18 protein-coding genes and 1 pseudogene are annotated in these 23,313 nt (G+C 57.4%); 10 read left to right on the forward strand and 9 right to left on the reverse strand.

Translation table 11 applies throughout. The features are described 5' to 3' along the window. The 3 genes and pseudogenes from ACT3TY_RS10145 to ACT3TY_RS10155 form a co-directional block, all read left to right on the forward strand. On the forward strand, positions 1–327 hold a 327-nt coding region (locus tag ACT3TY_RS10145; RefSeq protein WP_444628081.1), incomplete at its 5' end, for a hypothetical protein. Between the two features lie 25 nt (positions 328–352). Then, positions 353–694: a hypothetical protein gene (locus ACT3TY_RS10150; RefSeq protein WP_444628082.1), complete on the forward strand. Its 342-nt coding sequence runs from the start codon at positions 353–355 to the stop codon at positions 692–694. 120 nt (positions 695–814) lie between these two features. Beyond that, positions 815–925, forward strand: a pseudogene (locus ACT3TY_RS10155) (DUF1993 domain-containing protein); the annotation flags it as partial. A 106-nt stretch (positions 926–1,031) separates the two neighbouring features. Here the strand turns inward: ACT3TY_RS10155 and recD are convergent. Both recD and recB read right to left on the reverse strand, forming a co-directional pair. Beyond that, on the reverse strand, positions 1,032–3,344 hold the full coding sequence (gene recD, locus ACT3TY_RS10160) for an exodeoxyribonuclease V subunit alpha (protein WP_444628083.1): 2,313 nt from the start codon (positions 3,342–3,344) through the stop codon (positions 1,032–1,034). Then, positions 3,341–7,102, reverse strand: a complete 3,762-nt coding sequence (recB, locus tag ACT3TY_RS10165; RefSeq protein WP_444628084.1) for an exodeoxyribonuclease V subunit beta — start codon at positions 7,100–7,102, stop codon at positions 3,341–3,343. Before recB ends, recD begins: the two co-directional genes overlap by 4 nt. 245 nt (positions 7,103–7,347) lie before the next feature. Between recB and pncB the strand changes: the two genes are divergently transcribed. Next, entirely contained in the window at positions 7,348–8,526 is a 1,179-nt protein-coding gene (gene pncB, locus ACT3TY_RS10170; RefSeq protein ID WP_172116057.1) for a nicotinate phosphoribosyltransferase, read from the forward strand. Between the two features lie 30 nt (positions 8,527–8,556). Here pncB and recC read toward each other — a convergent pair whose 3' ends face one another. Further along, the gene (gene recC / locus ACT3TY_RS10175; RefSeq protein WP_444628085.1) at positions 8,557–12,183 is read right to left on the reverse strand and encodes an exodeoxyribonuclease V subunit gamma; all 3,627 of its coding nucleotides are present in this window, start codon (positions 12,181–12,183) and stop codon (positions 8,557–8,559) included. Positions 12,184–12,345: 162 nt separating this feature from the next. Here recC and ACT3TY_RS10180 point away from each other — a divergent pair, with 162 nt between their 5' ends. The 4 genes from ACT3TY_RS10180 to chrA all read left to right on the forward strand — a co-directional run bounded on the left by ACT3TY_RS10180 (position 12,346) and on the right by chrA (position 16,681). Further along, positions 12,346–12,666, forward strand: coding sequence for a type II toxin-antitoxin system RelE/ParE family toxin (locus ACT3TY_RS10180; RefSeq protein ID WP_172116059.1), 321 nt, complete (start codon positions 12,346–12,348; stop codon positions 12,664–12,666). Then, complete coding sequence (locus ACT3TY_RS10185; RefSeq protein ID WP_172116060.1) at positions 12,666–12,953, forward strand: helix-turn-helix domain-containing protein; 288 nt, start codon at positions 12,666–12,668, stop codon at positions 12,951–12,953. The genes ACT3TY_RS10180 and ACT3TY_RS10185 overlap by 1 nt, the downstream gene beginning before the upstream one ends. A 100-nt stretch (positions 12,954–13,053) precedes the next feature. Next, positions 13,054–14,739, forward strand: a complete 1,686-nt coding sequence (gene ilvD / locus ACT3TY_RS10190; RefSeq protein WP_441679712.1) for a dihydroxy-acid dehydratase — start codon at positions 13,054–13,056, stop codon at positions 14,737–14,739. Between the two features lie 748 nt (positions 14,740–15,487). Then, positions 15,488–16,681 carry a chromate efflux transporter gene (gene chrA, locus ACT3TY_RS10195; protein WP_172116062.1) on the forward strand — a complete coding sequence of 398 codons (1,194 nt, stop codon included), beginning with the start codon at positions 15,488–15,490 and terminating at the stop codon, positions 16,679–16,681. Positions 16,682–16,758: 77 nt separating this feature from the next. Here chrA and ACT3TY_RS10200 read toward each other — a convergent pair whose 3' ends face one another. Then, the gene (locus ACT3TY_RS10200) at positions 16,759–17,031 is read right to left on the reverse strand and encodes an XRE family transcriptional regulator (RefSeq protein ID WP_018918645.1); all 273 of its coding nucleotides are present in this window, start codon (positions 17,029–17,031) and stop codon (positions 16,759–16,761) included. Positions 17,032–17,234: 203 nt separating this feature from the next. On the opposite strand from ACT3TY_RS10200, the gene purE reads away from it, so the two are divergent. Together purE and ACT3TY_RS10210 are read left to right on the forward strand one after the other, a co-directional pair. Further along, entirely contained in the window at positions 17,235–17,750 is a 516-nt protein-coding gene (purE, locus tag ACT3TY_RS10205) for a 5-(carboxyamino)imidazole ribonucleotide mutase (RefSeq protein WP_087108461.1), read from the forward strand. Positions 17,751–17,761: 11 nt separating this feature from the next. Continuing rightward, entirely contained in the window at positions 17,762–18,898 is a 1,137-nt protein-coding gene (locus tag ACT3TY_RS10210) for a 5-(carboxyamino)imidazole ribonucleotide synthase (RefSeq protein WP_444628086.1), read from the forward strand. Between the two features lie 126 nt (positions 18,899–19,024). Here the strand turns inward: ACT3TY_RS10210 and ACT3TY_RS10215 are convergent, their stop codons facing one another. From ACT3TY_RS10215 to ACT3TY_RS10235, 5 genes are all read right to left on the reverse strand, one after another. Continuing rightward, a complete protein-coding gene (locus ACT3TY_RS10215; RefSeq protein ID WP_444628087.1) occupies positions 19,025–19,831 on the reverse strand; it encodes a TraX family protein in 807 nt (268 codons plus the stop codon). 283 nt (positions 19,832–20,114) lie between these two features. After that, a complete protein-coding gene (locus ACT3TY_RS10220) occupies positions 20,115–20,885 on the reverse strand; it encodes a transporter substrate-binding domain-containing protein (protein ID WP_172116066.1) in 771 nt (256 codons plus the stop codon). Between the two features lie 131 nt (positions 20,886–21,016). Beyond that, positions 21,017–21,748 (reverse strand): ABC transporter permease, encoded by a 732-nt coding sequence (locus ACT3TY_RS10225; RefSeq protein ID WP_193057385.1) that lies wholly within the window; start codon positions 21,746–21,748, stop codon positions 21,017–21,019. A 1-nt stretch (position 21,749) separates the two neighbouring features. Then, complete coding sequence (locus tag ACT3TY_RS10230; RefSeq protein WP_444628088.1) at positions 21,750–22,451, reverse strand: ABC transporter permease; 702 nt, start codon at positions 22,449–22,451, stop codon at positions 21,750–21,752. Positions 22,452–22,465: 14 nt separating this feature from the next. Then, the gene (locus ACT3TY_RS10235; RefSeq protein ID WP_406565410.1) at positions 22,466–23,236 is read right to left on the reverse strand and encodes an ABC transporter ATP-binding protein; all 771 of its coding nucleotides are present in this window, start codon (positions 23,234–23,236) and stop codon (positions 22,466–22,468) included. Between the last annotated feature and the right edge of the window lie 77 nt (positions 23,237–23,313).

Below are 23,313 nucleotides of genomic sequence, written 5' to 3' on the forward strand. Positions count from 1 at the left end.
GTTCAAGAAATAGATGTCTATAGTGCAGACATTCCTGTTAATTTGAATAAGCTTGAAAATATAGTGGATGAAGACGTTTCGGATGCTATAGCAACGTGTTCCGCCACCCAGAGTGTATGGCTAACTGTTGATACTTTGTTAGCGACCCTTGTTAGTGAAGATGGTATTGTCTGCATAAGTGCCGAAAAAGTTGTTAGCGAGCATGCTTATAAGCTACCTTACACTAAAAGAAGGCCTGGTATTCAGTTATTTGCCTTTGATGCTGTTCATGTGCCGGTATTTGAATCAGATATTAGAGAGCTTTTTGAAATAAAAAAACAACGATGATTTAATAGTGTTGCGGAAACTTATGATGAAAATTGGCAATAATATAGCCCAACACCAATCTTTCTCTGATGGATTTTATCTTATACCGATACTGATTCAGATGAAATTGGCGGAACCTAATAATAAGCTCAATAAGTTTTTAGCAGAATCTCTGATTAATTTATCTTTAAGAGCCCAGGTTTTTGTGCAAGATGAAATGACATGTGAATTTCGCTTGGCCTCTTCGTATTTTAAAGTGCAAAGATTTTTGCAAAAACATAATCTTAAATCGCCAACAACTTTATACTATTACGAGCGCTTTGCTCAAGGGCATTTCATGGATATTAATAGTATAAACGGACATTTAAGAGGGTTTTTTGAAGAATGAGACATGCTTGATATCGACCTAGACAGCGTTCTGGTATACGGGTTTCCGAACGGTGTAGTGCTCAGTTTGGTCGCCGAGTAATATACGCGCGACTGGACGCTGGCTTAGTCCTATTTTCGCGTCATGACCGCCTATTCCATCTTGCGTAGCGAGAAGGTGGGGCTTGGAAAAGAAGATTATGTCGCGTACTTGTTTCCATATATTCGCCCTGAAACGATTCTTAAAGCTTGAGCGCAGGGTGCCCGCGTAACTATTGAGCGCGCTTAGCCTGTCCGTGCATACTCTCCGGCTGGTTTTTCTCTGCACTAAAACCAGCCTCGTGTTCAAGTAGTGAGCTTCACGCCTCAGCCCCACTCACCCGCATAACCTCCCTAACCACCGCATCATTCAATATCCCTCGTTTGGCTTCCACCAACGTAAGCCATTCGCGGGCGCGGGTGATGCCGGTGTAGACAAGCTCCCGCGTTAGAATCGGGTTGGGCGTTTGCGGTAGTAGCAGTGCGGTGTGCAAGAACTCTGAGCCCTGGGACTTGTGTACCGTCATCGCGAATACGGTTTCTACCGCGTGCAGGCGGGAGGGCAGTACCCAGCGGATGGGATTTTTCGTATCGCTGGTCGGAAAGGCGACTCTATATAAGGTTCTTCCTACGCCGCGCGGGTCGGGCACTGCTAGCGTAATGCCAATATCGCCGTTCATTAGCCCCAGGCTGTAGTCGTTTTGCGTGACCAGCACTGGGCGGCCTTCATACCAGCCTTTCTCTAGTTCGATATCGCTTGCGCTTAATAGCGTGTGGCTGCGCAGTACCTTGGCGATGCGTAAATTCAAGCCTTCCACGCCCCACGGCCCTTTGCGTAGCGCGCAGAGCAGTTGGAAGTGGCCGTAGGCGTTTAGCACCTGGCTGGCCCACGTGTCGTAAATGCCTTTGTTTTCCTCAAACGCTAGCGTTACCTCGGGGCGCTGTTGGTCCAAAACCGTGAGGTAGTGCCGGTATCCCGTGGGTGGCGCTATTTCTTTATTGGTTTTCTTATCAAGGCGGCCTTTACCGGCATTGGGGAAGCGCTCCGGGGAGCCGGTCACCACTAGGCGCTCCAGGGCGCTGTCATTTTCCCCGCCCAGCACCAAATGATGCAGGTCGGCATAGCCGTGGCGCAGGGCGTTGTGTACGGCATTCTGTTTATCGCGCTCGTTAAGCGTGGCGCTTAACGGCTGGTTAATCGCCTCGGCCAACTGGCCAATGCCGCTGGCGGTGTCAAAGCGGTGGCTTACCCGCAGCATGGTAATCGCTTGGTCGAGCGCCTGGCCGTTGGGGCAGGTTAGCGCTTCGGGCAGCGGCTGGCTGGTGAGTTCGGCAAGCCACTGGGCGGTTTCCGGCGTGTAATGCGCGGCCTCGGCGCGGCGGCATAAATCACCCAATACGGCACCGGCTTCAACTGAAGCGAGCTGGTCTTTATCGCCCAGCAGCACCAGCTTGGCGTGAGCGGGCAGGGCGCTTAACACGGCGGTCATCATTTCGATATCGACCATAGAAGCTTCGTCGATTACCAGTACGTCCAACGCCAACGGATTGTTGGGGTTGTGGCGGAAGTGGCGGGTGTCGGGCCTGGCGCCTAGCAGGCGGTGTAGGGTGGTGACTTCGGTGGGGATGGAGATTCGTAGATGCTCTGTGCCTGAATCATCGCCGAATGAATTCGGCTCCCACAATTCGCTCTGCTCCCATAGCGCCGCAAGGTCTTCGATAGGCAGCTGGCTTACCTGCCCGGCAATGGATTCATTCAGGCGGGCGGCGGCTTTGCCGGTGGGGGCGGCCAAGCGAATGCGCAGCGCTTGCGTTGGCGAGTGGGCCAGTTGTAGGGTTTGCAGCAGGGCGAGCAGGCGCACCACGGTGGTGGTTTTACCGGTGCCGGGGCCGCCGGTAATAATCGCAAAGTGGCTGCGGGCCGCCAGCGCGCAGGCGACCTTTTGCCAATCCAGGGTGCCGTTGTCGGGGAACAGGGTGTTCAGGGCTTGTTGGAGCAGGCCTGAATCAAGCACATCACTACCCATCACCGAAAGCGGCTCATGCCCAATTGCCGTGTTAGCGCCTTCTTCAAGCGCCAAGCGAGCGGCGATTTCCTGGTGCAGGGTTTGTTCGTACTGCCAGTAACGGCGCAGGTAAAGCCGGGTGGTGTGCGGGGTGTCGGAGCGTACCAGCGGTGTGTTGCCGTGGCCGTTGCTGATCAGCGAGGGGTGCTCAAGCGCGGCCTGCCACTCGGCAAGCGTTAGCGTGGCTAATACCTCGCTGGGTAGCGGCGGCGGGTCGCTTAGGTCATCGCCTTCTGGCGGTAACGAAAGAGCGAAATCCGGTGCGTTCAGTGTGGCGTTTAAGTCCAGGCACACATGGCCTCGGCCCAACTGATGGCTGGCAAGCGCGGTAGCCAGCAGAAGCAGCGGCGACACCTGGCCTCCCTCGCGGGCGAAGAAGCTGACCAGCGCGCGGTCCAGGTCGCGTAGCCAGCCTCTGGCGACCCAGCGCTCGCAAAGCGCCATTAAAGTGCCCGTATCATTCAGCGCAGGGTGCCGTTGGTGGCCAGGTGCTACTGTGCTGTTACGCGGTGTGGCAGGCGCAGGCTCGTTTTCGCCGAACAGGTCCAGGGTTTGTGAATCTTTCATGCCGTTTCCTTAAGGCCAGTGCCGCTGGCCGTGCCTGCAAATAATGCATCCAGCGCTTCAATCAGCGCCACCGGGGCGGGTTCGGGGTGTACGCCGCGTGCAGGCGTACGGCTGCCACGCAAAAATACGGTCAATGAGCCGCCCAAATGGACGTGCGGGTCGTAGTCGGGCAGGCGGGCTTTTAACAGTCGGTGCAGCGCCAGCAGGTACAGCGCGGCCTGTAGGTCGTAGCGTTTTTCCAGTAGCGCGGCACTCAGTGCCTCGGCACTATAAGCGCTGTCGTCTGCGCCCAGGTAGTTGGATTTCCAGTCCAGCACGTAAAAGCGGCCATCAAACTCAAACGCCAAATCGATAAAGCCTTTGAGCATACCGTTGAGCGTGTCGGCATCCAGCGCGGGCCGGGCAAGGCCGGGAAGTAAGTGCTGGCTAACCAGCGCATCCAGCGCCTGCGTATCCACCTGGTGGGCAGCAAACCAGAACTCTAGTTCTACCTGATAACCGCTTAGCTGTTGAAGCGCCACGGCACTTTGCTGGCCGGGAAGCGGCAGTTGAGTGCCGAGCAAATCCTCAAACCAGCCTGCCAGCGGTTCATACCACGCTTGCCAGCCGCGCAGTTGCAGGCGGCGGCGCAGAGTGTCTTCACGGGCGGCGGCGTCTTCAAGCGCCTTGGCAAAGCCCAACTGGCCTGCCCATTCCAGCAAGCCGTGTAGAAAGGTGCCAGGGCCGGGGCCGCGAGGGAAACGGTGCAGGTGGCTTGCGTTTGCACTCGGCTGGTCGCTGTCAGCTGGTAATGGGGAGTGAGTGGTTACACTCGCCATGGGCTGCCCGGTCAATGGAGAACCTTGCAGCAGGTCTTGCGGTTCATCCAGTACTTCAAACGTGGTGGCTTCCTGGGGCGTGGTGGGTTCCGGCGTGGGGGCAGCGGTGGATAGCAGCCCTGAGATGCCGCCCGTGGTGCGCAGCGCCGAGTAGCTGGCGATCCACCACTGCTCGCGGGCCGGGCGCGTGGGCGTGCGGGCTTGCCCCAGCGCTTCTTGCTGCTGGGCGGGCGTAAAGCACAGTGCGGTAGGGGCTGGCGCAGGCTCCAGGGCTATGTCGCTTTTATGGACCAGCGCGCCAAGTGCTTCGCCGAACTCATTGGGCGCAATGTAGTCACCGCCATTAAGCAGGTAACCCAAGGCGCTGCCTTCACCATCCTTTAACGGCGCAAGCCCCAGCCAGGTGGCGTGGCGGGCACGGGTAAGCGCCACGTAAAGCTTGCGTAAGTCTTCGCCTAACCGTTCGCGGTCGGCGGTGGCGAGTGTTTCTGCATCGGCGCTTAGGCTTAGCTGTAAATTGCCTTCGCCATCGTGCCAGCGCAGTGGCACATCGCCTTTTTTAGTGGGGCGATGATTAGCAATAAACGGCAGAAAGACCAGCGGGTACTCAAGCCCCTTGGATTTATGGATGGTCACGACCTTGACCAGGTCCGCATCGCTTTCCAGGCGCAGCTTGTGGCTGTCGCCGTGGCTTTCCGGGTCGGCAATCGCTTCCGCCAGAAAGCGAATTAGCGCGTGCTCGCCATCCAGTTCCTGGCTTGCCTGCTGAAGCAGTTCGCCCAGGTGAAGCAAGTCGGTTAGCAAGCGCTCACCGTCGGTCAACGCAAGCAGCCGGGTAGGAATATCGAAGTCCACCATCAGCTTGCGCACCAGCGGCAGCACGCCTTGGCGCTGCCACAGGCGGTGGTAACGGCTGAACTGCTCTACCCGGGTCTCCCAGGCAAGCTCGCTCTCGTTAAGGTGATCAAGCTCGCTAAGGCCCACCCCAAGCAGCGGCGTGGCAAGCGCTGCGCGCAGCTTGGCTTCAGCCTGGCGTGAATTGGCCTGGGATTCCGCACAGGCGCGCAGGCAGGTTTCCACCTGCTGGGCGATAGATGAGCTAAATACCTTATCGTGATCCGAAAGATAAACGCTTTTAACCCCACGGCTGGCAAGCGCCAAGCGAATAGCGCGGGCTTCCTGAAGGCCGTTCACCAGCACCGCCATGTCGGAAGGTTTGAGTGGCGTGAGTTCATCCTCGGTTTTAAAACCCGCTTGCCGCTTGCGACCCGCTTCCAGCAGGGCGGTCATGTGGGAAGCGCAGCCTTCGGCCATTTCAAGCTGGTAGGCGGTTTTGGAAAGCGGCTCGTCAGCCGCCATTTGCCACAGCGTCATGGCGGGCAGTGGCGCGCCGTTCAACACCAACTGATCGGCGCGGCCTTTGGCGTCTACCGGTAAAAACGGCAGAGGGTTCTCGCCGCCTTGTTCACGAAATAAAAACGCGCCCGCTTCATGCTTGTCGGCGTAGTTAAAGCAGTGGTTAACCGCGTTAACCATTGCAGCGCTTGAGCGAAAGTTAGTGCCCAGCGTAACGTGGCGGCCATCGGTGTCGTGGCGGGCTTTCAGGTAGGTGAAAATATCTGCGCCACGGAAGGCGTAAATGGCCTGCTTGGGGTCGCCAATCAGCATCACGGCACTGTCGCGGCGCGGTGTAGCAACGTTATACACCGCGTTAAAAATGCGGTACTGGATTGGGTCGGTGTCCTGAAATTCGTCGATCAGCGCGACCGGGAACTGGCGCTGGATTTGGGCGGCCAGCGCTTCTTTATTGGGGCCTTGCAGGGCGCGGTCGAGGTGTGTGAGCAGGTCGTTGGGGCCCATTTCAGCGCAGCGCTCCTGCTCGCGTTCCAGGCGCTTGCGGCACCACTGCACGGCGTGAATCAGCAGGTCGTTGCGCGGTTCGGGCAGAGCATTAAGCTCGCCGGGCAGTTGGGCGAGCGCTTCCCACACCGCTGGGCAGGGCGGCGTGCCCACTTTCCAGATATCGGCCATGCCCTCAGGCGTCATGCGCCGCCAAGCGGCATCGGTAAGCTGGGGGCGGTCGGCATCGCTGGTGCACCAGTCACGCAGCGCGCCCAGCCAGTTGGCGCGGCTTTTGGCGTTAAAGCTTTGGCCCTTAAAGGCTTTTTGCTGGGCGGCTTCTTCCAGCGCGGGCACCACATCGTTCAGCCATGCAGCCCAGGGAGCTTTTAACGCGCTGAGTTTGGTGGCTCGGGCGGCCTGGCAGTTCGTCAGCGTTTGCAGAGGTGCCGGGCGTTGTTCGCCCAGCGCGTCGCACTCGGGCAGTAGGCGCTGCAAGCTGGCGTGCAGGTCGTCGGGGGATTGCCAGTAGCTAACAATGCCTTCCAACGCGTCGCTCTCAAGGGCGTAGTAAAAGCTGCGCCAGTAGTCGCGCACGACGTCTTGTTCTAGCTCGCGCTGGTCGTTCTCCAGGTTCAGCGAGAACAGGCTGCCGCTATCGAAAGCGTGCTCGCGCAGCATGCGATAGCACCAGCTGTGAATGGTGGAAACGGCGGCTTCGTCCATCCACTCGGCGGCCAGTGCCAAGCGCCGTGCGCAGGCGGGCCAGGCCGAGGGTGGGTACTCACTGCGCAGCTCAAGCAGTAGTTTGTCGCCTGCGTTTTCATCACTGCGGAAAATCTCAGCGGCTTCCACCAGCCGGTTACGAATCCGCTCGCGCAGCTCCTGGGTCGCGGCATTGGTAAACGTGACTACGAGAATTTCCGGCGGCGTGAGCGGGCGGATAAAGGCGTCGTCATCCTCTTTGCTGCGCCCGCCCAATACCAGGCGCACGTATAAAAGCGCGATGGTGAAGGTTTTGCCGGTACCGGCGCTGGCTTCGATCAGGCGGCTGCCGTGCAAGGGCAAGCTCAAGGGGTTGAGTGGGGCGGGATGGCTCATCACTGGTCTCCAGGAGCAGGCGCTAGCAGGCACAAAAACAACACGCCCCGGGTGGGGCAAATAGGGGCGGCTGGAGAACTATATCGCGATGACCCTTAGGGAGCAAAAAGCAGCGAGCAAAAGCCACAAGCGAGCGGGTTGGGCTGGGAGCCAGCGCCATCACCTGATAATCTTGTCGGCTAGCCACTTTGCGGGCGACCGGTTTACGCTACCGCGGCTTCTGTTCACGTTGATGATGAGACTTCATGCTGACCTCGCTTCTGGATAACGACTTTTACAAAATCACGATGCAGAACGCCGTGATTAAACGCTTCCCGTATGCCCATGCGCGCTACGCTTTTATTAACCGTGGCGCGCATGCCTTTCCAGAAGGGTTCGGCGCTGCATTACGCCATGAAGTCGATAATATGGCGGCGCTTCGCTTAAACGACGAAGAGAAGCGCTATCTCGAAACGACCTGCCCTTATTTGGACCCCACTTATCTCGATTTTTTGGCCGGGTTTCGTTATGACCCCAGCGAGGTCATTATCGAGCAGCAGGGGGCGGACCTTTCCGTGGTGATTGAAGGCCCGTGGTATCGCACTATCCTTTGGGAAGTGCCGTTGATGGCGCTGATCAGCGAGCTTTGGTATCGGTTGCGTGGTATTACGATTACCCCTGAAGCGGATGCGATGATCGAGCAGAACGCCCAGGAAAAAATCGAGCTTTACCACCGCATGGGGCTCAAAATCGCTGAGTTTGGTACGCGTCGACGTTTCTCCTTTAATGTTCACGACCGTGTGGTGGGCGCGCTTCGCCATCACGGCGGCGAGTCGTTTACCGGTACCAGTAATGTGCTACTGGCGATGCGCCATGATGTGAAGCCGATTGGTACGCACGCCCACGAGTGGTTCATGTTCCACGGTGCCCGGTTTGGTTTCAAAATGGCCAACAGCCTGGCCCTGGAGCATTGGGTGGATGTGTACCGGGGCGACCTTGGCATTGCGTTAACCGATACGTTTACCTCGCAAGCCTTTTTCGACAGCTTCGATAAGAAGTTTGCCAAGCTGTTCGATGGCGTGCGCCACGATAGCGGCGACCCTATCGACTTTGCCTCACAAACCATCGCGCACTATGAGCGCCTGGGCATTGACCCGCTGAGCAAGACGATTATCTTTTCCGATGCGCTCACTCCGGAAAAAATCGAGCGCATTCATGCGTTCTGCAAAGATCGTATCGGCATGGCGTTTGGTATTGGCACCAACTTCACCAATGATGTGGGCGAGGAGCCCATGAACATGGTGATCAAAATGGTCGAGGCGCGCCCTGAGGGCCAGGGCTGGCTGCCGGTCATCAAGCTTTCCGATGTGGCCGAAAAGAACACCGGCGACCCCGAAATGATCTCGCTGGCCAATCGAATACTCCTGGTTAACCACCAGCATTAAGCGAAGCGCACCTCCTTTTACCGAGCAGTGCTACTCTTTCACCGCACGGTAGAGCGGCAGGTAAAGGGCATCTGCCAGGGCGGAGAAGCGGAGGGCGGAGTTAGCCCCTTTCTGGTTACCCTCGTTAAACAGCGCTTCAAAGTTGGGCCATTGGCGGGCGAGGTAGGCGCTTTGCGCTACTTCGCCGGTTTGAAAGCGCCCGCCTTCATAGGTGCTTGCCGCTGCGCTAAAGGCGTCGCTATCGGCGGTGCTGTCCACCGTTCCCTCTTTACTCAGCCAGGCAAACGCTGCCTGGGGGGCAAGTGGCAGCGGCATGGTCATTCCTTCTTTCCAGCACTGCAAAATAGTCGCTAGATGGCCCTGGGCGGTATCCGCTGCTAGCGGTTCAAAGCGCGCATGGCCTGCCTTGGAAAGCAGCTGTGTGGTCATCGGCGACACCGCATTGGCAGCCAGGTGGGCCACCCAAGGGCGGAGTAGATGCTGCCAACGGTACTGCCCTCGACCACGCGCATTACTAATCAAGCTGTTTCTCACCAGCAGCAGGCGGCAGCGCTTGCCGCTCTCATCCGTGCGCAGTTCGTTAATCCAGTCGTTGACCGAAAGTTCGTGGGCGTTAAATGCGACCGCTTGAGGGGCTTCCACGGCGACGGGCCACTCTTCGAGCGCTTTCCGATAGGCATCAAACAGCGCCTGCATGGGCTCGGCCAGCGATTCGCTCATGCGCTCGCCAAAAGCGCCTACCGCTAGCACGCCTTGGCCCTTGATGCGCTCAAGCGCGGCAAACATGGCGTCTTCACGCGGCTCGCCGTTGTCTACCGCATGGCGCTGGGCGGCAATCAGTTGGTCCTGCAGTTGCCAGTGTTGTAGGCCGTTAAGTACAAACGGCTCGACGTCTAACTGGGTCAGCACTTCCTGCTCAAAATACACGCCCAGGCGAGTGTTGAAGAACGCCTTGGCCGGTTCACGCAGAAAACTGCCTAGCTGGGCAAGCGTCAGTGGGACATCCTGGTTAAATTCGAGCAGGGCGCTTTGCTGTTTATTTGGGTTTTCCTGTGAGGCGAGCAGCGCGTGCTGTTCGTGGGCATCGCGCCATTCATGTACATAGGTAAAGAGCCGGGCCTGGGAGGCTGAACTGCCGGGCTGGGCAAAATAGCGATGGCTAAACGGTTGTAGCGGGTGCTCGGTGGTCAGCGCTTCAATCAGTGGCTCGTCAGCCTGGTGTTGGCTTACCCAGCCTGCCGCCAAGTGATCGCGCAGTTGGCCGACCAGCACGGAAGGCGGCATGGGGTTGTTGTCGATCTGGCTGCGGCCCACCCAACTGATATAGAGCTGCTGGCGCGCCGACAGCAGCGCCTCCAGAAACAGGTAGCGGTCATCCTCCCGGCGCGAGCGGTCGCCGGGGCGGTAGTCGCTGCCCATCAGGTCAAAATCCAGCGGCGGTTGGGAGCGTGGGTATTCGCCGTCGTTCATGCCCAGCAAACACACCCGCTTGAAGGGAATGGCGCGCATCGGCATTAACGTGGCGAAGTTGACCGCTCCGGCTAAAAAGCGCTGAGAAAGGCTGTGCTCATCAATTTGCGAGAGCCAGTGTTCACGCACCATGGAAAGCGGCAAATCATCATTCAATTTGGCCTCTTCGGTGCTGTGGAACAACTGCTGAAGCGCGCCTTCCAGCTTGGTCAGCATCACGCTCTCTGCAGCGTCATCGGTAAGAAAGTAGGTTTCCAGCAGTTCACGCAGCCGAACAACCCAGTTGGCGGCGGTGGTCGGCTGGCAAAAAATCTCCCACGTGGTTTCCAGCTTCTCAAGCAGTGTTGCCAGCGGCCCGGCAAGCGAGGCTTCAAGCCCGCCGATGTCATCAAACGGCTCGATACCCTGCCACGCATCCGCCACGCCCACGGTGTAGCCCAACAGTAAACGGCGCAGGCCAAACGCCCAGGTGTTCTGGCTTAAGCCCTGGGGCAAATCAAGCCGGGTGCGCTGCTGGGCGTTTAAGCCCCAGCGGATGCCCGCACCCTCAATCCAGCGGTTTAGTGTGGGCAAATCGCGCTCTTCAATGCCAAAGCGAGCGCGCAGGGCGGGCACGTCTAACAGGTCGAGCAGGTCGCTCACTGAGAGGCGCAGCTCGGGCAGGCGCAAGAGCTTTTCCAGCGCAATCATCAGCGGCAGGCGGTGGCGGCTGGCCTGGTCTGAAAGGGTGTAGGGAATATAGCGCGGGTCGTCGCGGCCAAGCGTGCGGTAGCTTGAGCGGTACTGACCAAACACCGCTTCAATATGCGGCGCGTAGCGGTCAATGTCCGGCACCATAACGATGATATCTCGCGGGCGCAGCTCGGGGTCGGCGCTGAACGCAGCCAGCAGCTGGTCGTGAAGAATCTCCACTTCGCGCTGGGGGCCGTGGGCGATATGAAACACAATGGAGTCGTCGTGGGTTGCATCAACCGCAGGCCAGGTCGTTTGGGTTTCGGCCACTGGGCGCAGCTCGCGAATATCATCCTGAAGCTGGCTGAGCAGGCAGGCGTGTTCGGGCGTGCTGAACGGCTCGAACATATCAATACGCAGCGCCTGTTGCTCAAACAGGGTTTGGTAGTTGCCCGCATCGTCATGCTCATCCAGCAGGCGCAGATAGTCACGCCCCTGCTTGCCCCAGGCTGCCAACAGCGGTTGGGCATGCAGATGCAGCGCGCTATCTACATCGCCGTCGCCGAGTACGTCCAGCGCTTCGGGCATGCCCGTTTTACGCTGTTGGCGGTAGCGGTTGGCGCGCAATAAATCCTTGTGTTCGATGATGTCCGCCCAGTAATACTGGCAGGGGTTATGCACGCACAGCACAATTTGGCAGCAGCGCGAAAGTGCTGCCAGGGCTTCCAGCGTTTGCTGGGGCAGCGAGGAAATCCCAAAAATAATCAGCCGACGCGGCAACCCCGGCGGGCACGCCTGGCCTTCCAGCTGTTCGGCAACCTCTAAAAAGCGGCTATGCACTTGGGCACGGCTGCTATTAAGCCCGGCCTCGCCCTGGGAGGCGGCAACATCATCACGCAGGGCGCGCCACAGCTCCGGCTGCCAGCGCTGGTGTTCATCCAGCGGGCGCGCTTCGCCGCGTGCAGTAATGAGTACATCTTCGCCCCGTGCCCAGGCGTCTAGCCAGTCGGCGCGGTACACTTGGTATTGGTCGAATAAATCCGCCAGGCGCTCGGCCAGTTGATAGTGCTTGCGCTGGTCGCGGTCGGTTTCCAAAAAGCGCGCCAATGGGGCAAAGGCGGGCTTCTCAGCGAGGCTGGGCAGTAAGCGCAGCAAGCGCCATACCAGGCGCGACTTATCAAACGGTGAGGTTTCAGGCACCGCCTGGGCATCACCGGTAATATGCGTTAACACCGTGCGGTAGGCCTGCCATAAAAAGCGCGCAGGCAGGGTAACGTTCAGCGCCGCCGCAATGCCCGCGCCGCCCTGTGCCGGGTCTTCCGCCAGTGCCAGCTTCAACCACTGCCCGATGCCGTTGCTCTGCACCAGAATCGTCTCGTTCTCAAGCGGCCCTAACGGATGAAGGCGCATCCACTCAACCGCTAACCCGCGCAGGTCTTCCAGGCGGTTGGCATGCACCACCATAAAACCCGGCGTAAGAGGCGATGTATTGGCAAGCAATGAGGGTGACGACATGCGGCGATATTTCCTTCAAGGCGGTAGCGATAAGGCACAGTGCTTAAGACACGTACTTAAGACTACTATGGTGCCATAAGTTAAACGTCTTTAGTGGGTGCTATCGATAGGAACTTTTGCAGCTTATGGGTTATCATAAGTGATAACTTTAGGGGCTGTTTAATGCAATGGCAGATTGATTTCTATCCTGGTGTTGAAAGCGACATCCTTGGTATGCCGCCAAAAATTCAGGCCAGGATGCTTCGGTTGTTAGAAATGGTTGAGCAGCATGGGGCGAACTTGGGTCCGCCGCATACGGAAGCGATGGGAGACGGTCTCTTTGAGATAAGGGCAAAAGCCAAAGAGGGTATAGGGCGCTCCTTATTTTGTTACGTACAGGGCCAGCGGATAGTTGTTCTCCATGTCTTTGTTAAAAAGAGCCAAAAAACGCCTCGCCAAGCGTTAGCACTAGCCCGGTCCAGACAGCGTGAGGTACAGCCGTGATGAATTTAAAAGCATTGAAAGAACAGGCGCTCCAGAATTCTGAGGTTAACGCTGAGTACGAGCGGTTGGCGCCTGAATTTGAATTAGCCAACACGCTTATTTCCATGCGTCAGCGTGCGGGCCTTACTCAGGAAGAGCTGGCTCAGCGATTACATACTCAGAAAAGCAATATCAGTCGGTTAGAACGTGGTGACAGTAATCCTGGCTGGAAAACACTGCAGCGTTATGCTCAAGCGTGTGGGTTTGATCTGTCTGTCCTGCCTCGACCCCATAAAGCAGCTGTTTAGCTTAAATAGATAACCATGTGTTTTTCATCTTCTCTTGCGCGCAAGCCAGGGTATCCCCAAGCTATGCAGATACTTTGAGTAAAGCCAAGAGGACTTCCCCATGACCGATACACCAAACCATACTCGCCGCCATTCCGCCCCGGTGGTCGATGGCGTGGGTAAAGCCGCCAGCCGTGCCATGCTGCGCGCAGTAGGATTTAACGACGCTGATTTCAAAAAGCCCCAAGTGGGCGTGGCCTCTACCTGGAGCATGGTGACGCCGTGCAACAGCCATATTGGTGAGCTTGCCGAGCAGGCCCGCGAGGGTGCCGATGCTGCAGGCGGTAAAGGTGTGGTCTTCAACACCATCACCATTTCCGACGGTATTGCCAATGGCACCGAGGGCATGAAGTACTCGATGGTCTCGCGGGAGGTGATCGCGGATTCCATTGAGACCGTTGCGGGCTGCGAAGGATTTGATGGCCTGGTGGCAATTGGCGGCTGCGACAAAAACATGCCGGGCTGCGTAATGGGGCTGGCACGTTTGAATCGCCCCAGCGTGTTTGTATACGGTGGCACCATCATGCCGGGCAAAGGGCACACCGATATCGTCTCGGTGTTCGAGGCCATGGGTGCTCACTCGCGGGGCGATATGGATTTGATTGAGCTCAAGCAGATCGAGGAAACCGCGATTCCTGGTCCCGGTTCGTGTGGCGGTATGTACACTGCCAATACCATGGCATCGGCCATTGAAGCGCTGGGCATGAGCCTGCCGGGCAGCTCGGCACAAAACGCCATTTCCCAGGAAAAACGTGACGACTGTAAAGCGGCGGGCGAGGCGGTGCTTGAGCTGCTGGCGCGGGATATCAAACCTTCCGATATCATGACCCGTAAGGCGTTTGAGAACGCGATTACCGTGGTGATTGCGTTAGGCGGCTCTACCAACGCGGTGCTGCATCTTATCGGCATGGCGCGCACTATCGATGTTGAGCTGACGCTTTCCGACTTTACCGAGATCGGTAAACGCGTGCCGGTAGTGGCAGATCTTCGCCCCAGCGGCCACTACATGATGAGCGAGCTTGTGGCGCTTGGCGGTATTCAGCCGCTGATGAAAAAACTGCTGGAAGCTGGCCTTCTACACGGCGACTGCCTGACGGTCACCGGGCAAACACTGGCGGAAAACCTGGCAGGCGTTGAAGCCTATCCGGATGACCAGAAAATTATCGCGCCGCTGGATAAGCCGATTAAAACCGAAAGCCATCTGCGGATTCTTTATGGCAACCTGGCGCCGGAAGGTGCGGTCGCTAAAATTTCCGGCAAAGAAGGCACGCGCTTCTCCGGCACGGCGCGGGTGTTTGGTTCTGAAGAAGAAGCTCAGGCGCGCATCAATGACGGCACCGTGGTGGCAGGCGATGTCGTGGTTATTCGCTACGAAGGCCCCAAAGGTGGCCCGGGTATGCGCGAAATGCTCACACCGACGTCGGCCATTATGGGGCGCGGCTTGGGCAACGACGTCGCGTTGATTACCGATGGCCGCTTTTCAGGCGGTAGCCACGGTTTTGTGGTCGGCCACGTAGCACCGGAAGCCTTTGATGGCGGCCCGCTGGCGCTGGTGAAAAATGGCGATCTCATCACCATCGATGCCGAAGCGGACACTATCGAAGTGCAGCTAAGCGATGAAGAATTGGCAACCCGCCGTGCTGCGTGGCAACAGCCCGCACCGCGCTATACCCGCGGCGTGTTGGCCAAATATGCACGGCTGGTAAGCTCAGCAAGCACCGGTGCCGTTACCGACCAAAGCGAGTAAGTGACGCTGGCGGCCCGGCCATTCGCGCCGGGCCGTCGTTACGGAACACGCCTATATGCGGTTTGGTGGCGTGCGACGATACGTTTACCGAATTTTGTAGCGCGTGGTAAGCGCCAGCGCACCCGCGGATGCAGCGCGAAGCGGTGCCGGGGTTAGGTGGCACGGCCCGGGCGGCTGGCGCCGCCATTCGCGGGTGCCTTGCCGTTCGTTCCTCACGGCGCGTTACCGCGCGCTACGATGTGTGCAGCCATTTGGGGTGGTTCTCGTAGCGCGTGGTAAGCGCAGCGCACCCGCGGATGCAGCGCGAAGCGGTGCCGGGGTTAGATGGCACGGCCCGGGCGGCTGGCGCCGCCATTCGCGGGTGCCTTGCCGTTCGTTCCTCACGGCGCGTTACCGCGCGCTACGCCTTGTGCGGCCATTTGGGGTGGTTCTCGTAGCGCGTGGTAAGCGCAGCGCACCCGCGGATGCAGCGCGAAGCGGTGCCGGGGTTAGGTGACACGGCCCGGGCGGCTGGCGCCGCCATTCGCGGGTGCCTTGCCGTTCGTTCCTCACGGCGCGTTACCGCGCGCTACGATGTGTGCAGCCACCTGAGGGGATTCTTGTAGCGCGTGGTAAGCGCCAGCGCACCCGCGGGAGCAGCGCGAAGCGGTGCCGGAGTTAGGTGACACGGCCCGGGCGGCTTGTCATCACTGCGTAAAATGCAGCGGGTATCGTGGGCACTTTCTATTACGCAAAAGAGCCTTCCGCTATGGCTGAAGAGAACAATTTACGCACGCGCGTCAGCGAAGTCTTTAGGGTTTTTCTATGGCTTGGTCTGACCTCCTTTGGTGGGCCAGTGGCGCATCTGGGCTATTTTCGGGCTGAGTTTGTGGAGCGCCGCCGTTGGCTTTCGGAGGCTGCCTATGCGGACCTGGTCGCGCTTTGCCAGTTTTTGCCAGGACCCGCCAGCAGCCAGGTGGGTTTTGCGCTTGGGCTAATGCGCGCGGGCCCTTGGGGAGCTGCGATGGCGTGGCTGGCCTTTACGCTGCCTTCTGCCATTGTGCTGGTGCTGTTTGCGTTCGGGGCGACGGTGCTGGATGGCCCGATTGTCAGCCGTATTATTCATGGCTTGAAGATAGTGGCTGTGGCCATTGTGGCCCATGCGGTATGGGGGATGGCGCGTAACCTATGCCCGGATAAAACCCGCACGGGCATTGCGCTACTGGCCGTGTTCACGGTGTTGTTGGTCAGCGGGCCGCTAGGGCAGGTGGGCGCCATTGTGTTCGGTGGCTTGGCGGGGTTCCTGCTATGCCGCGAAGCCGTGACTGCCATGCCAAGCGAAACACTCCACTTTGCTGTGTCGCGCTCAGTTGGGGTTATCGCACTGGGGCTGTTCGCTGGGCTACTGATTGGGTTGCCGTTGCTTGCGGGAAGTGCGGTTTGGCTTGATATTGCCGATGCCTTTTATCGTTCAGGCGCGCTGGTATTTGGCGGTGGGCATGTGGTACTGCCGCTATTACAAGCGGAAGTGGTGGAGTCAGGCTGGATAACGCCGGATGCGTTTTTAACCGGTTACGGAGCGGCACAGGCCGTGCCGGGGCCGCTGTTTACCTTTGCCGCATACCTTGGGGCGTTACTGCCCGGCATTAATGGCCTTGTTGGGGCGCTAGTGGCCTTGCTGGCTATCTTCATACCAGGGTTTTTACTGCTGGTGGGTGTGCTGCCATTCTGGAACCGCTTTCGCCAATGGGGAAGTGCTCAAGCGTTGATGCGTGGTGCCAATGCCGCAGTGGTGGGGATTCTGGGCGCTGCGCTTTACCAGCCGGTGTGGACCAGCGCGATTATCGGGCCGTATGAATTTGCCTTGGCGCTTAGCGGCTTTTTACTGCTTTCCGTGTGGAAGCTGTCTGCCTGGGCGGTTGTGGTTGTGATTGCACTGGGCGGTCTTTTGATACCGGTTTAGTAGATAATGAGCCAAAACCATACAAAAACGCCTCGCTTAAGCGAGGCGTTCGTGATTTAAAGGGCTAATGGCTGCTCCTATGGCGCCTCCAGCTCTAACGTGCGGCGCAGAACATTGAGCTCGTCAATGTTCAGGTGCTCAAGCCTGCCGGCGAGCAAGTCGCTAATCTTCTGTACTGGAAGCCCTGCCTGGCGGGCAATTTCCCGGCTTCCTAGATCTGATACTGCAATTAAACGCGTGATAATGCGCATTAGGCGCGTGCGTTTTTCTAATTCCCTGACATCGAGGTCAGGGCTGCTTCGCGGAGGATCCAGCGTTTCTGCGTGAGCAGTTGAGTATGCCGTACTCATGAGACTCCATCAGTCTGAAATGACAAGGACACAATGCCGCCAACGCAGGTGCATTTCAATATTTAATTTGATGAAAATTTCGCGACACTTGCGAACACCCGCTTGCGGCTTGGCTCTGGTAAACTATGCGCCTTATTTTAGCGTGCACGGCTGCTTCTGGCGTGCGGTACTTTATATATGGCCACTGGCCGGGGAGAAATGGCATGTCGTCGAATAGCGCACCCAAAGTGGGCGTCATTATGGGGTCCAAATCGGATTGGCCGGTGATGGAGCATGCGGTGACGATGCTGGAGCGCTTAGGCGTTGCCTATGAAACGCGTGTGGTCTCTGCCCACCGAACGCCTGACCTGTTGTTCGACTATGCGAAAAGTGCCGCTGAGCGCGGTTTACAGGTAATTGTGGCCGGTGCAGGCGGTGCCGCCCACCTGCCCGGTATGGTGGCCTCACAAACGCCGCTGCCGGTGCTGGGTGTGCCGGTTGAGTCCAAAGCGCTTAAAGGCCTTGATTCACTGCTCTCGATTGCGCAGATGCCCGGCGGTATCGCCGTAGGCACACTGGCGATTGGTAAGGCCGGTGCGACCAACGCGGGCCTGCTGGCCGCACAGATTGTGGGCCTTCAGGATAGCGCTGTGCGTAACGCGGTTGAGGCCTTCCGTGCAGAGCAGACTCAACTGGTACTGGATAACCCGGACCCGCGCCCCGCGCCGGATGCTGAGTAAAAGGAGCCCCCATGAACTCTGGTACGACAAACATCGGCGTTTTAGGCGCAGGCCAACTGGGACGTATGCTGGCGCTGGCGGGCTACCCGCTAGGCAATCGGTTTACGTTCCTGGATACCACAGGTAACCCAAGTGCGGGCATCGGCGAGGTCATTGTCGACCCGGATAATCAGCACTTGGCTGAGTTTCTCGCCAAGGTGGATGTCGTGACTTACGAGTTCGAGCATCTGCCGGTGACGCTTGTGCAGGAGATCGAAAAGCACAAGCCGGTGTATCCGAGCAGCCGAGCGATCGAGGTCTGCCAAAACCGGGTTGAAGAGAAAACCTTGTTTGATCGCTTGAACATCCCGACGCCTGCTTACCGTGTGGTTGAGAGCGCAGAGCAACTGGAAGCGGCCGCTCGCGAGCTTGGCTGCCCGGTGGTGGCAAAGTCCGTCACGGAAGGTTACGACGGCAAAGGTCAGGCGGTTTTAAAAGCTCCAGAAGAGGCGGCTAACGCTTGGCAGAGTATTGGTCATACACAGCTGATCGTTGAAGCATTTGTGGATTTTGTGCGCGAAGTTTCGATGATTGCTGTACGCGGTCGCGATGGCGAGGTGGTTTTCTACCCCATGGCAGAGAACCAGCATGTGGGCGGCATACTGCGTTACTCGGTGGCGCCGCTGCCCGACCTGGACGCCCAGGTGCAGCAAACGGCTGATACGTATATTCGTGCGCTGCTGGATGAGCTGGATTACGTGGGCGTGCTGGCGCTTGAACTGTTCCAAACCCGCGATGGCAGCCTGCTGGCTAACGAGATGGCGCCACGCGTGCATAACTCCGGCCATTGGACGATGGATGGAGCGGTTACCAGCCAGTTCGAGAACCATCTACGCGCGGTTCAAGGATTACCACTGGGCAGCACAGCGGCCATTGCGCCCACCTGTATGGTCAATGTGATTGGCCAGGAGGGCGACAACGTGGCCATGCTCAAGCTTGCCAATACCCATGTGCACCGCTATGACAAAGCCGAGCGGGCAGGGCGCAAGCTGGCCCACGTTAACGTGGTGGCCGCTACCCACGCTGAACTGCTGGAAAAGGTGCGCACCTGCCAGGCACTGATACCTGATGCCCCGGCGGTTGAGTGGAGTTTTGAGCGCTCATTATAGATAAGCGTTAATAAGTTACTGAAAAGGCGCCCCACGATGTGAGGCGCCTTTTTTAATTCCGGTGTTAAGCTCTTTTTTAAGACCGTTTTAAGCTCTGTTTAAAGTCTCTCGAACCAGCTTGAACGTTTACCAACCCAGCACAATACGCCCGCTCAGCAATAGCCACAGCGCGATTAACGCAAAATGCCCAGGGTACCAGGCCAACCAAAGCCTGCGAGGCATGGCAAACGTTACCACAGGCACGCGTTGAGCCAGGCCAGCAGCCAGTATCAGGACCACGACACAGGTGCCCACGGTAAACGATTTTGCCATATCCGAGGCGTTCATTTGTCCGGCAACCCAGAGTACGGGAAAGGCGGCTAAGCCTGCCCAAAGTCGCGCCTGAAAGTGGGTGCCCGCTTGGCTAAGTGAATGCATGGCAAACATGAATAGCGGAATCAACAGCAAGCCGTTGTGGCCGTACTCCACCCAGAAACCGAGCAGGTACCATACCGTGACGCCCGCTGCTGTGCCCAACAGCAGCCAGCCAAACCCCAGCGTTTGCTGTTGGTAGTGCTGCCAGCCTTGGCGCGCTAGTGTGCCCAAGGCCAGGCCACTGGCCAGCGTAAAGCAGACGTTAAAAATCAACGTATCCGATGCGCGTGGCATCATCATATAGGGGAGCTGCGCTACCAGCCCGATAACCAGAATACGCCGTGAATAGCGCATTGGGTTACGGGTATTAAATAGCCCGTGCCAGGCGACCATGGCGGCAAACAGTGGAAAGGCAATCCGGCCAATAGAGGAGCCTGCCCAGCTAAAATCCCCAGGCAGTACATAGCGGGTAAGGTGGTCTACCGTCATGGTAATGAGCGCGAGCCACTGGCCCCAGCCTGTCCAGTAGGAAGACGGGCGTCGGTCGATGTCTGGTGTGGCGCTAAGGGTTGCTGCCATAAAACCTCCCTGTTTTTATGACTAAATTACGGTGATAGCGAAATGACGTTTCATCGCTATATGGGTTATATCAGCTATATGAACCATATCGGCTATATGCACATGGAGAATGATACAGAGACCCTTTCACGCTGACCTGGTTCATTCCAAGGGGCAGCGTACTTGTTAATGGGCCTGCGTACCTGGTTTTTAAGCCGCTGATGAAAGGAGAAAAAAGGCCAAGGCGTAAATAAATCACCCCGGCAAAGGCCGGGGTGATGGGGGCAGTCACTACGCTATGTGATTACTCTTCGCCAAAATAGCGAGCGTGAATCTCATCGTAGGTACCGTTTTCTTGAAGCGTTGCGAGGGCTTCGTTGAATTTTTCGGCAAGCGCTTCATCACGCTGGCGGAACGCGATACCAAAGCCGTCACCAAAGTACTCTTTAGGCTCAGTGATTTTTTCGCCCACAATAGTGTAGTCAGCATCTTCGTTCTCAACCAGCGTTGACTGGCCGATTGGGAAGTCGAGGAAGACGATATCCAGACGCTGCGCGTCCATATCCAGCACCATATCATCGGCGGTGGAGTAGCGGCTGATATCGGCCACACTGCCGTAGTTGTCGGTGACGTAGTTGTCCTGAAGAGTGCCGCGTTGAACGCCGATGGTCAGGCCTTCAAGGGTTTCTTCATTGGCTTCGTCGATATCCAGGTCGCTTGCGGCAAACCAGGCAGACGGCATGGTGATGTAGGGGTCAGAGAACAGCACCTGCTGGCGACGCTCATCGTTGATGGTCATGGAGGACATGACAGCGTCGTAGTTGCGTGACAGAAGGCCCGGAATAATGCCGTCCCACTCCTGCTCGATCCACTCGCAGGTCACGCCGATTTCTTCACACATGGCGTTGCCCAGCTCGATATCAAAACCGGTCAGGTCGCCTTCAGGGGTGCGGAATTCCATCGGGACATAAGGTACATCAACGCCAATACGCACCTGATCATAATCACGTGCCTGGGCGGAAGAGGCCGCAGCAACAGCCAAACCAATTAAAGAAACTGATAGCAACTTTTTCATTATTTAACTCCGTTGTAAAACAGGTTCACCCGAGGTGATCCTCTTTAACGTAACCCAGGTTGGGGCCGGCGGAAAGAGGAAAACGCCTTGTGAACCAACGTTTGTTTGACGTTCGCTCGTCATCGAACCGTTTACGGGGTTTGTGGCTTTAAGTGCGCAAGTAATTTCTTCTCTAAAAAGCGGAAGAAAAACAGAATGGCAAACGTTAAGCACAGGTAAATAGCCGCGACAAACAGGAAGGGCTCAAACGGCGTATAGAACCGTGAATAGACATAGCGGGCCGCTCCGGTCAGGTCCATTAAGGTGACCACGCTGGCTATCGCGCTGGCATGAAGCATGAAAATCACTTCATTGCCGTAGGCGGGCAGAGCGCGACGAAATGCGCTGGGGATAATGATCCGGCGCATCATCAGGCTTTGGGACATGCCGTAAGCGCGGGCCGCTTCAATTTCACCTTTGGACGTCGCCTTGATAGCACCCCGGAAAATCTCTGTGGTATAAGCGGCTGTGTTAAGAGTGAAGGCGATCAGTGCGGGGTAGAAGGCCTCACGGAAGATCGGCCACAAAAAGCTTTCCTGGATGCCGTCAAAAAACACCACGCCATAGTAAATAATATACAGCTGGACCAGCAGCGGCGTGCCACGAAACACGTAGGTATAGGCATACACAGGCAGGCTGATCCATTTACGCCGTGAGCTGCGCATAATGGCAAGCGGCACCGCCAGCACCAGCCCGATTACCAGCGACAGAAACACCAGCTGTGTGGTGGTGACAAGCCCTGTCCAGTAGTAGCCCATTGTAGTGGGGGTGAAGATCAGGTTGCCGGACAAAAGGTCATTAAACCATGCGGAAATATCTAGCATGTCACTGCTCTCCAAAGCCGATGTCGTAGCGCTTTTGTAGCCGGGCAAAAATCCACTCGGAGATGCTGGCAATCAACAGATAGGCAACGGCTACAGGGATTAAAAACACAAACGGCTCATGAGTCGCTCGGGAGGCTTCAGCGGCCACGCGAACCATATCGGTCAGGCCGATTACCGAGACGAGCGCGGTGGTTTTCAGCAGCACCATCCAGTTATTGGAGAGCCCGGGCAGCGCATGGCGCATCATTTGCGGGAAACGAATGCGGCGAAAGACCAGTGTGCTGCTCATCCCGTAGGCTTTGCCTGCCTCAATTTGGCCGTTATCGACGGCCATAAAGGCGCCCCGGAAGGTCTCGCCCATATAGGCACCAAAAATAAACCCAATGGTCAGTACGCCCGCGGCAAAGGCGTTGAAATTAATGTAAATATCAATGTCGTAGCTGTAGTAAAGAATATCACTAATCGCGTTAACACCGATTTGGCCGCCGTAAAACAGCAGCATCATCAAGACAAGGTCTGGCACGCCGCGAATCAGCGTCGTGTAAACGGTTGCCGTGCCGTGCAATAGCCAGTGGCGCGACATCTTGGCTGTGGCGGTGAGAAGGCCTAGCGCGATGGCTAACAGTAGCGATAAAACCGCTAGTTGAACGGTGACCCCGGCACCTTCGATCAAACGGGGGCCGTACCCTTGCAAATCCAGCATGGTCGCCTCGCAGATCAGTAGTTAGGAGTAAGAAACTGTTTCAGTCGGGACGATTGGGGGTTGCCTAATACGTCATCTGGCGCCCCGGCTTCTTCCACCAAGCCCTGATGAAGATAGATCACCTTGCTTGAGACATCGCGGGCAAAGCTCATCTCATGGGTAACCACCACCATGGTACGCCCTTCATTGGCCAGGTCGCGCATGACTTTCAGCACGTCGCCGACAAGCTCCGGGTCCAGCGCCGAGGTCGGCTCGTCAAACAGCATAACCTCTGGGTTCATGGCCAGTGCCCGAGCAATCGCGCCACGCTGCTGCTGGCCACCTGACATTTGCGCCGGGTAGGCGTTGGCGCGGGCGGTTAGCCCCACACGCTCAAGCAGCGCATGGGCCTGTTCAATCGCTTCTTTTTTAGGAAGGCCGAGCACATGGATAGGCGCTTCAATTATATTTTCAAGCAGCGTCATGTGTGCCCAGAGATTGAAATTCTGAAACACCATGGAAAGCTTGGCACGCATTTGGACAACCTGTTTCCAATCGGCTGGCTCGCGTCCGTGCCGGTTCACCTTAAAGCGTATCGGGTCGCCGTGAAGGATAATCTCGCCCTCATCCGGCTGCTCTAACAGGTTCATACAGCGCAGAAAGGTACTTTTACCCGACCCTGAAGCGCCAATTAGCGTGATGACATCACCTTTTTGGGCTTCGAGTGAAAGGCCTTTCAGAACTTCCGTATCGCCGAAGCGCTTTTTAATATTACGCACTTCCAGGGGAGTAGCGGCCATAAACATAGGCTCCAGTACAAAGTTGCCGCGGTAGCAACGTGTTGAGTTAACGTAGGCTAAATGCGGCTGGCGCGAAAAAAGTG

It is taken from the genome of Halomonas sp. AOP22-C1-8 (assembly GCF_052378905.1).
GTDB classification, from domain to species: domain Bacteria; phylum Pseudomonadota; class Gammaproteobacteria; order Pseudomonadales; family Halomonadaceae; genus Vreelandella; species Vreelandella citrativorans.

What these genes read in the sequence shown, in the direction of transcription:
- pncB (WP_172116057.1), top strand. Translation starts at nt 7,348, where the DNA reads ATGCTGACCTCGCTTCTGGATAACGACTTTTACAAAATCACGATGCAG.
- ACT3TY_RS10230 (WP_444628088.1), bottom strand. Translation starts at nt 22,451, where the DNA reads ATGCTGGATTTGCAAGGGTACGGCCCCCGTTTGATCGAAGGTGCCGGG.
- ACT3TY_RS10215 (WP_444628087.1), bottom strand. Translation starts at nt 19,831, where the DNA reads ATGGCAGCAACCCTTAGCGCCACACCAGACATCGACCGACGCCCGTCT.
- ACT3TY_RS10225 (WP_193057385.1), bottom strand. Translation starts at nt 21,748, where the DNA reads ATGCTAGATATTTCCGCATGGTTTAATGACCTTTTGTCCGGCAACCTG.
- ACT3TY_RS10150 (WP_444628082.1), top strand. Translation starts at nt 353, where the DNA reads ATGAAAATTGGCAATAATATAGCCCAACACCAATCTTTCTCTGATGGA.
- purE (WP_087108461.1), top strand. Translation starts at nt 17,235, where the DNA reads ATGTCGTCGAATAGCGCACCCAAAGTGGGCGTCATTATGGGGTCCAAA.
- ACT3TY_RS10180 (WP_172116059.1), top strand. Translation starts at nt 12,346, where the DNA reads ATGCAATGGCAGATTGATTTCTATCCTGGTGTTGAAAGCGACATCCTT.
- ACT3TY_RS10185 (WP_172116060.1), top strand. Translation starts at nt 12,666, where the DNA reads ATGAATTTAAAAGCATTGAAAGAACAGGCGCTCCAGAATTCTGAGGTT.
- ilvD (WP_441679712.1), top strand. Translation starts at nt 13,054, where the DNA reads ATGACCGATACACCAAACCATACTCGCCGCCATTCCGCCCCGGTGGTC.
- ACT3TY_RS10220 (WP_172116066.1), bottom strand. Translation starts at nt 20,885, where the DNA reads ATGAAAAAGTTGCTATCAGTTTCTTTAATTGGTTTGGCTGTTGCTGCG.
- recC (WP_444628085.1), bottom strand. Translation starts at nt 12,183, where the DNA reads ATGTCGTCACCCTCATTGCTTGCCAATACATCGCCTCTTACGCCGGGT.
- chrA (WP_172116062.1), top strand. Translation starts at nt 15,488, where the DNA reads ATGGCTGAAGAGAACAATTTACGCACGCGCGTCAGCGAAGTCTTTAGG.
- ACT3TY_RS10210 (WP_444628086.1), top strand. Translation starts at nt 17,762, where the DNA reads ATGAACTCTGGTACGACAAACATCGGCGTTTTAGGCGCAGGCCAACTG.
- ACT3TY_RS10235 (WP_406565410.1), bottom strand. Translation starts at nt 23,236, where the DNA reads ATGTTTATGGCCGCTACTCCCCTGGAAGTGCGTAATATTAAAAAGCGC.
- recB (WP_444628084.1), bottom strand. Translation starts at nt 7,102, where the DNA reads ATGAGCCATCCCGCCCCACTCAACCCCTTGAGCTTGCCCTTGCACGGC.
- ACT3TY_RS10200 (WP_018918645.1), bottom strand. Translation starts at nt 17,031, where the DNA reads ATGAGTACGGCATACTCAACTGCTCACGCAGAAACGCTGGATCCTCCG.
- recD (WP_444628083.1), bottom strand. Translation starts at nt 3,344, where the DNA reads ATGAAAGATTCACAAACCCTGGACCTGTTCGGCGAAAACGAGCCTGCG.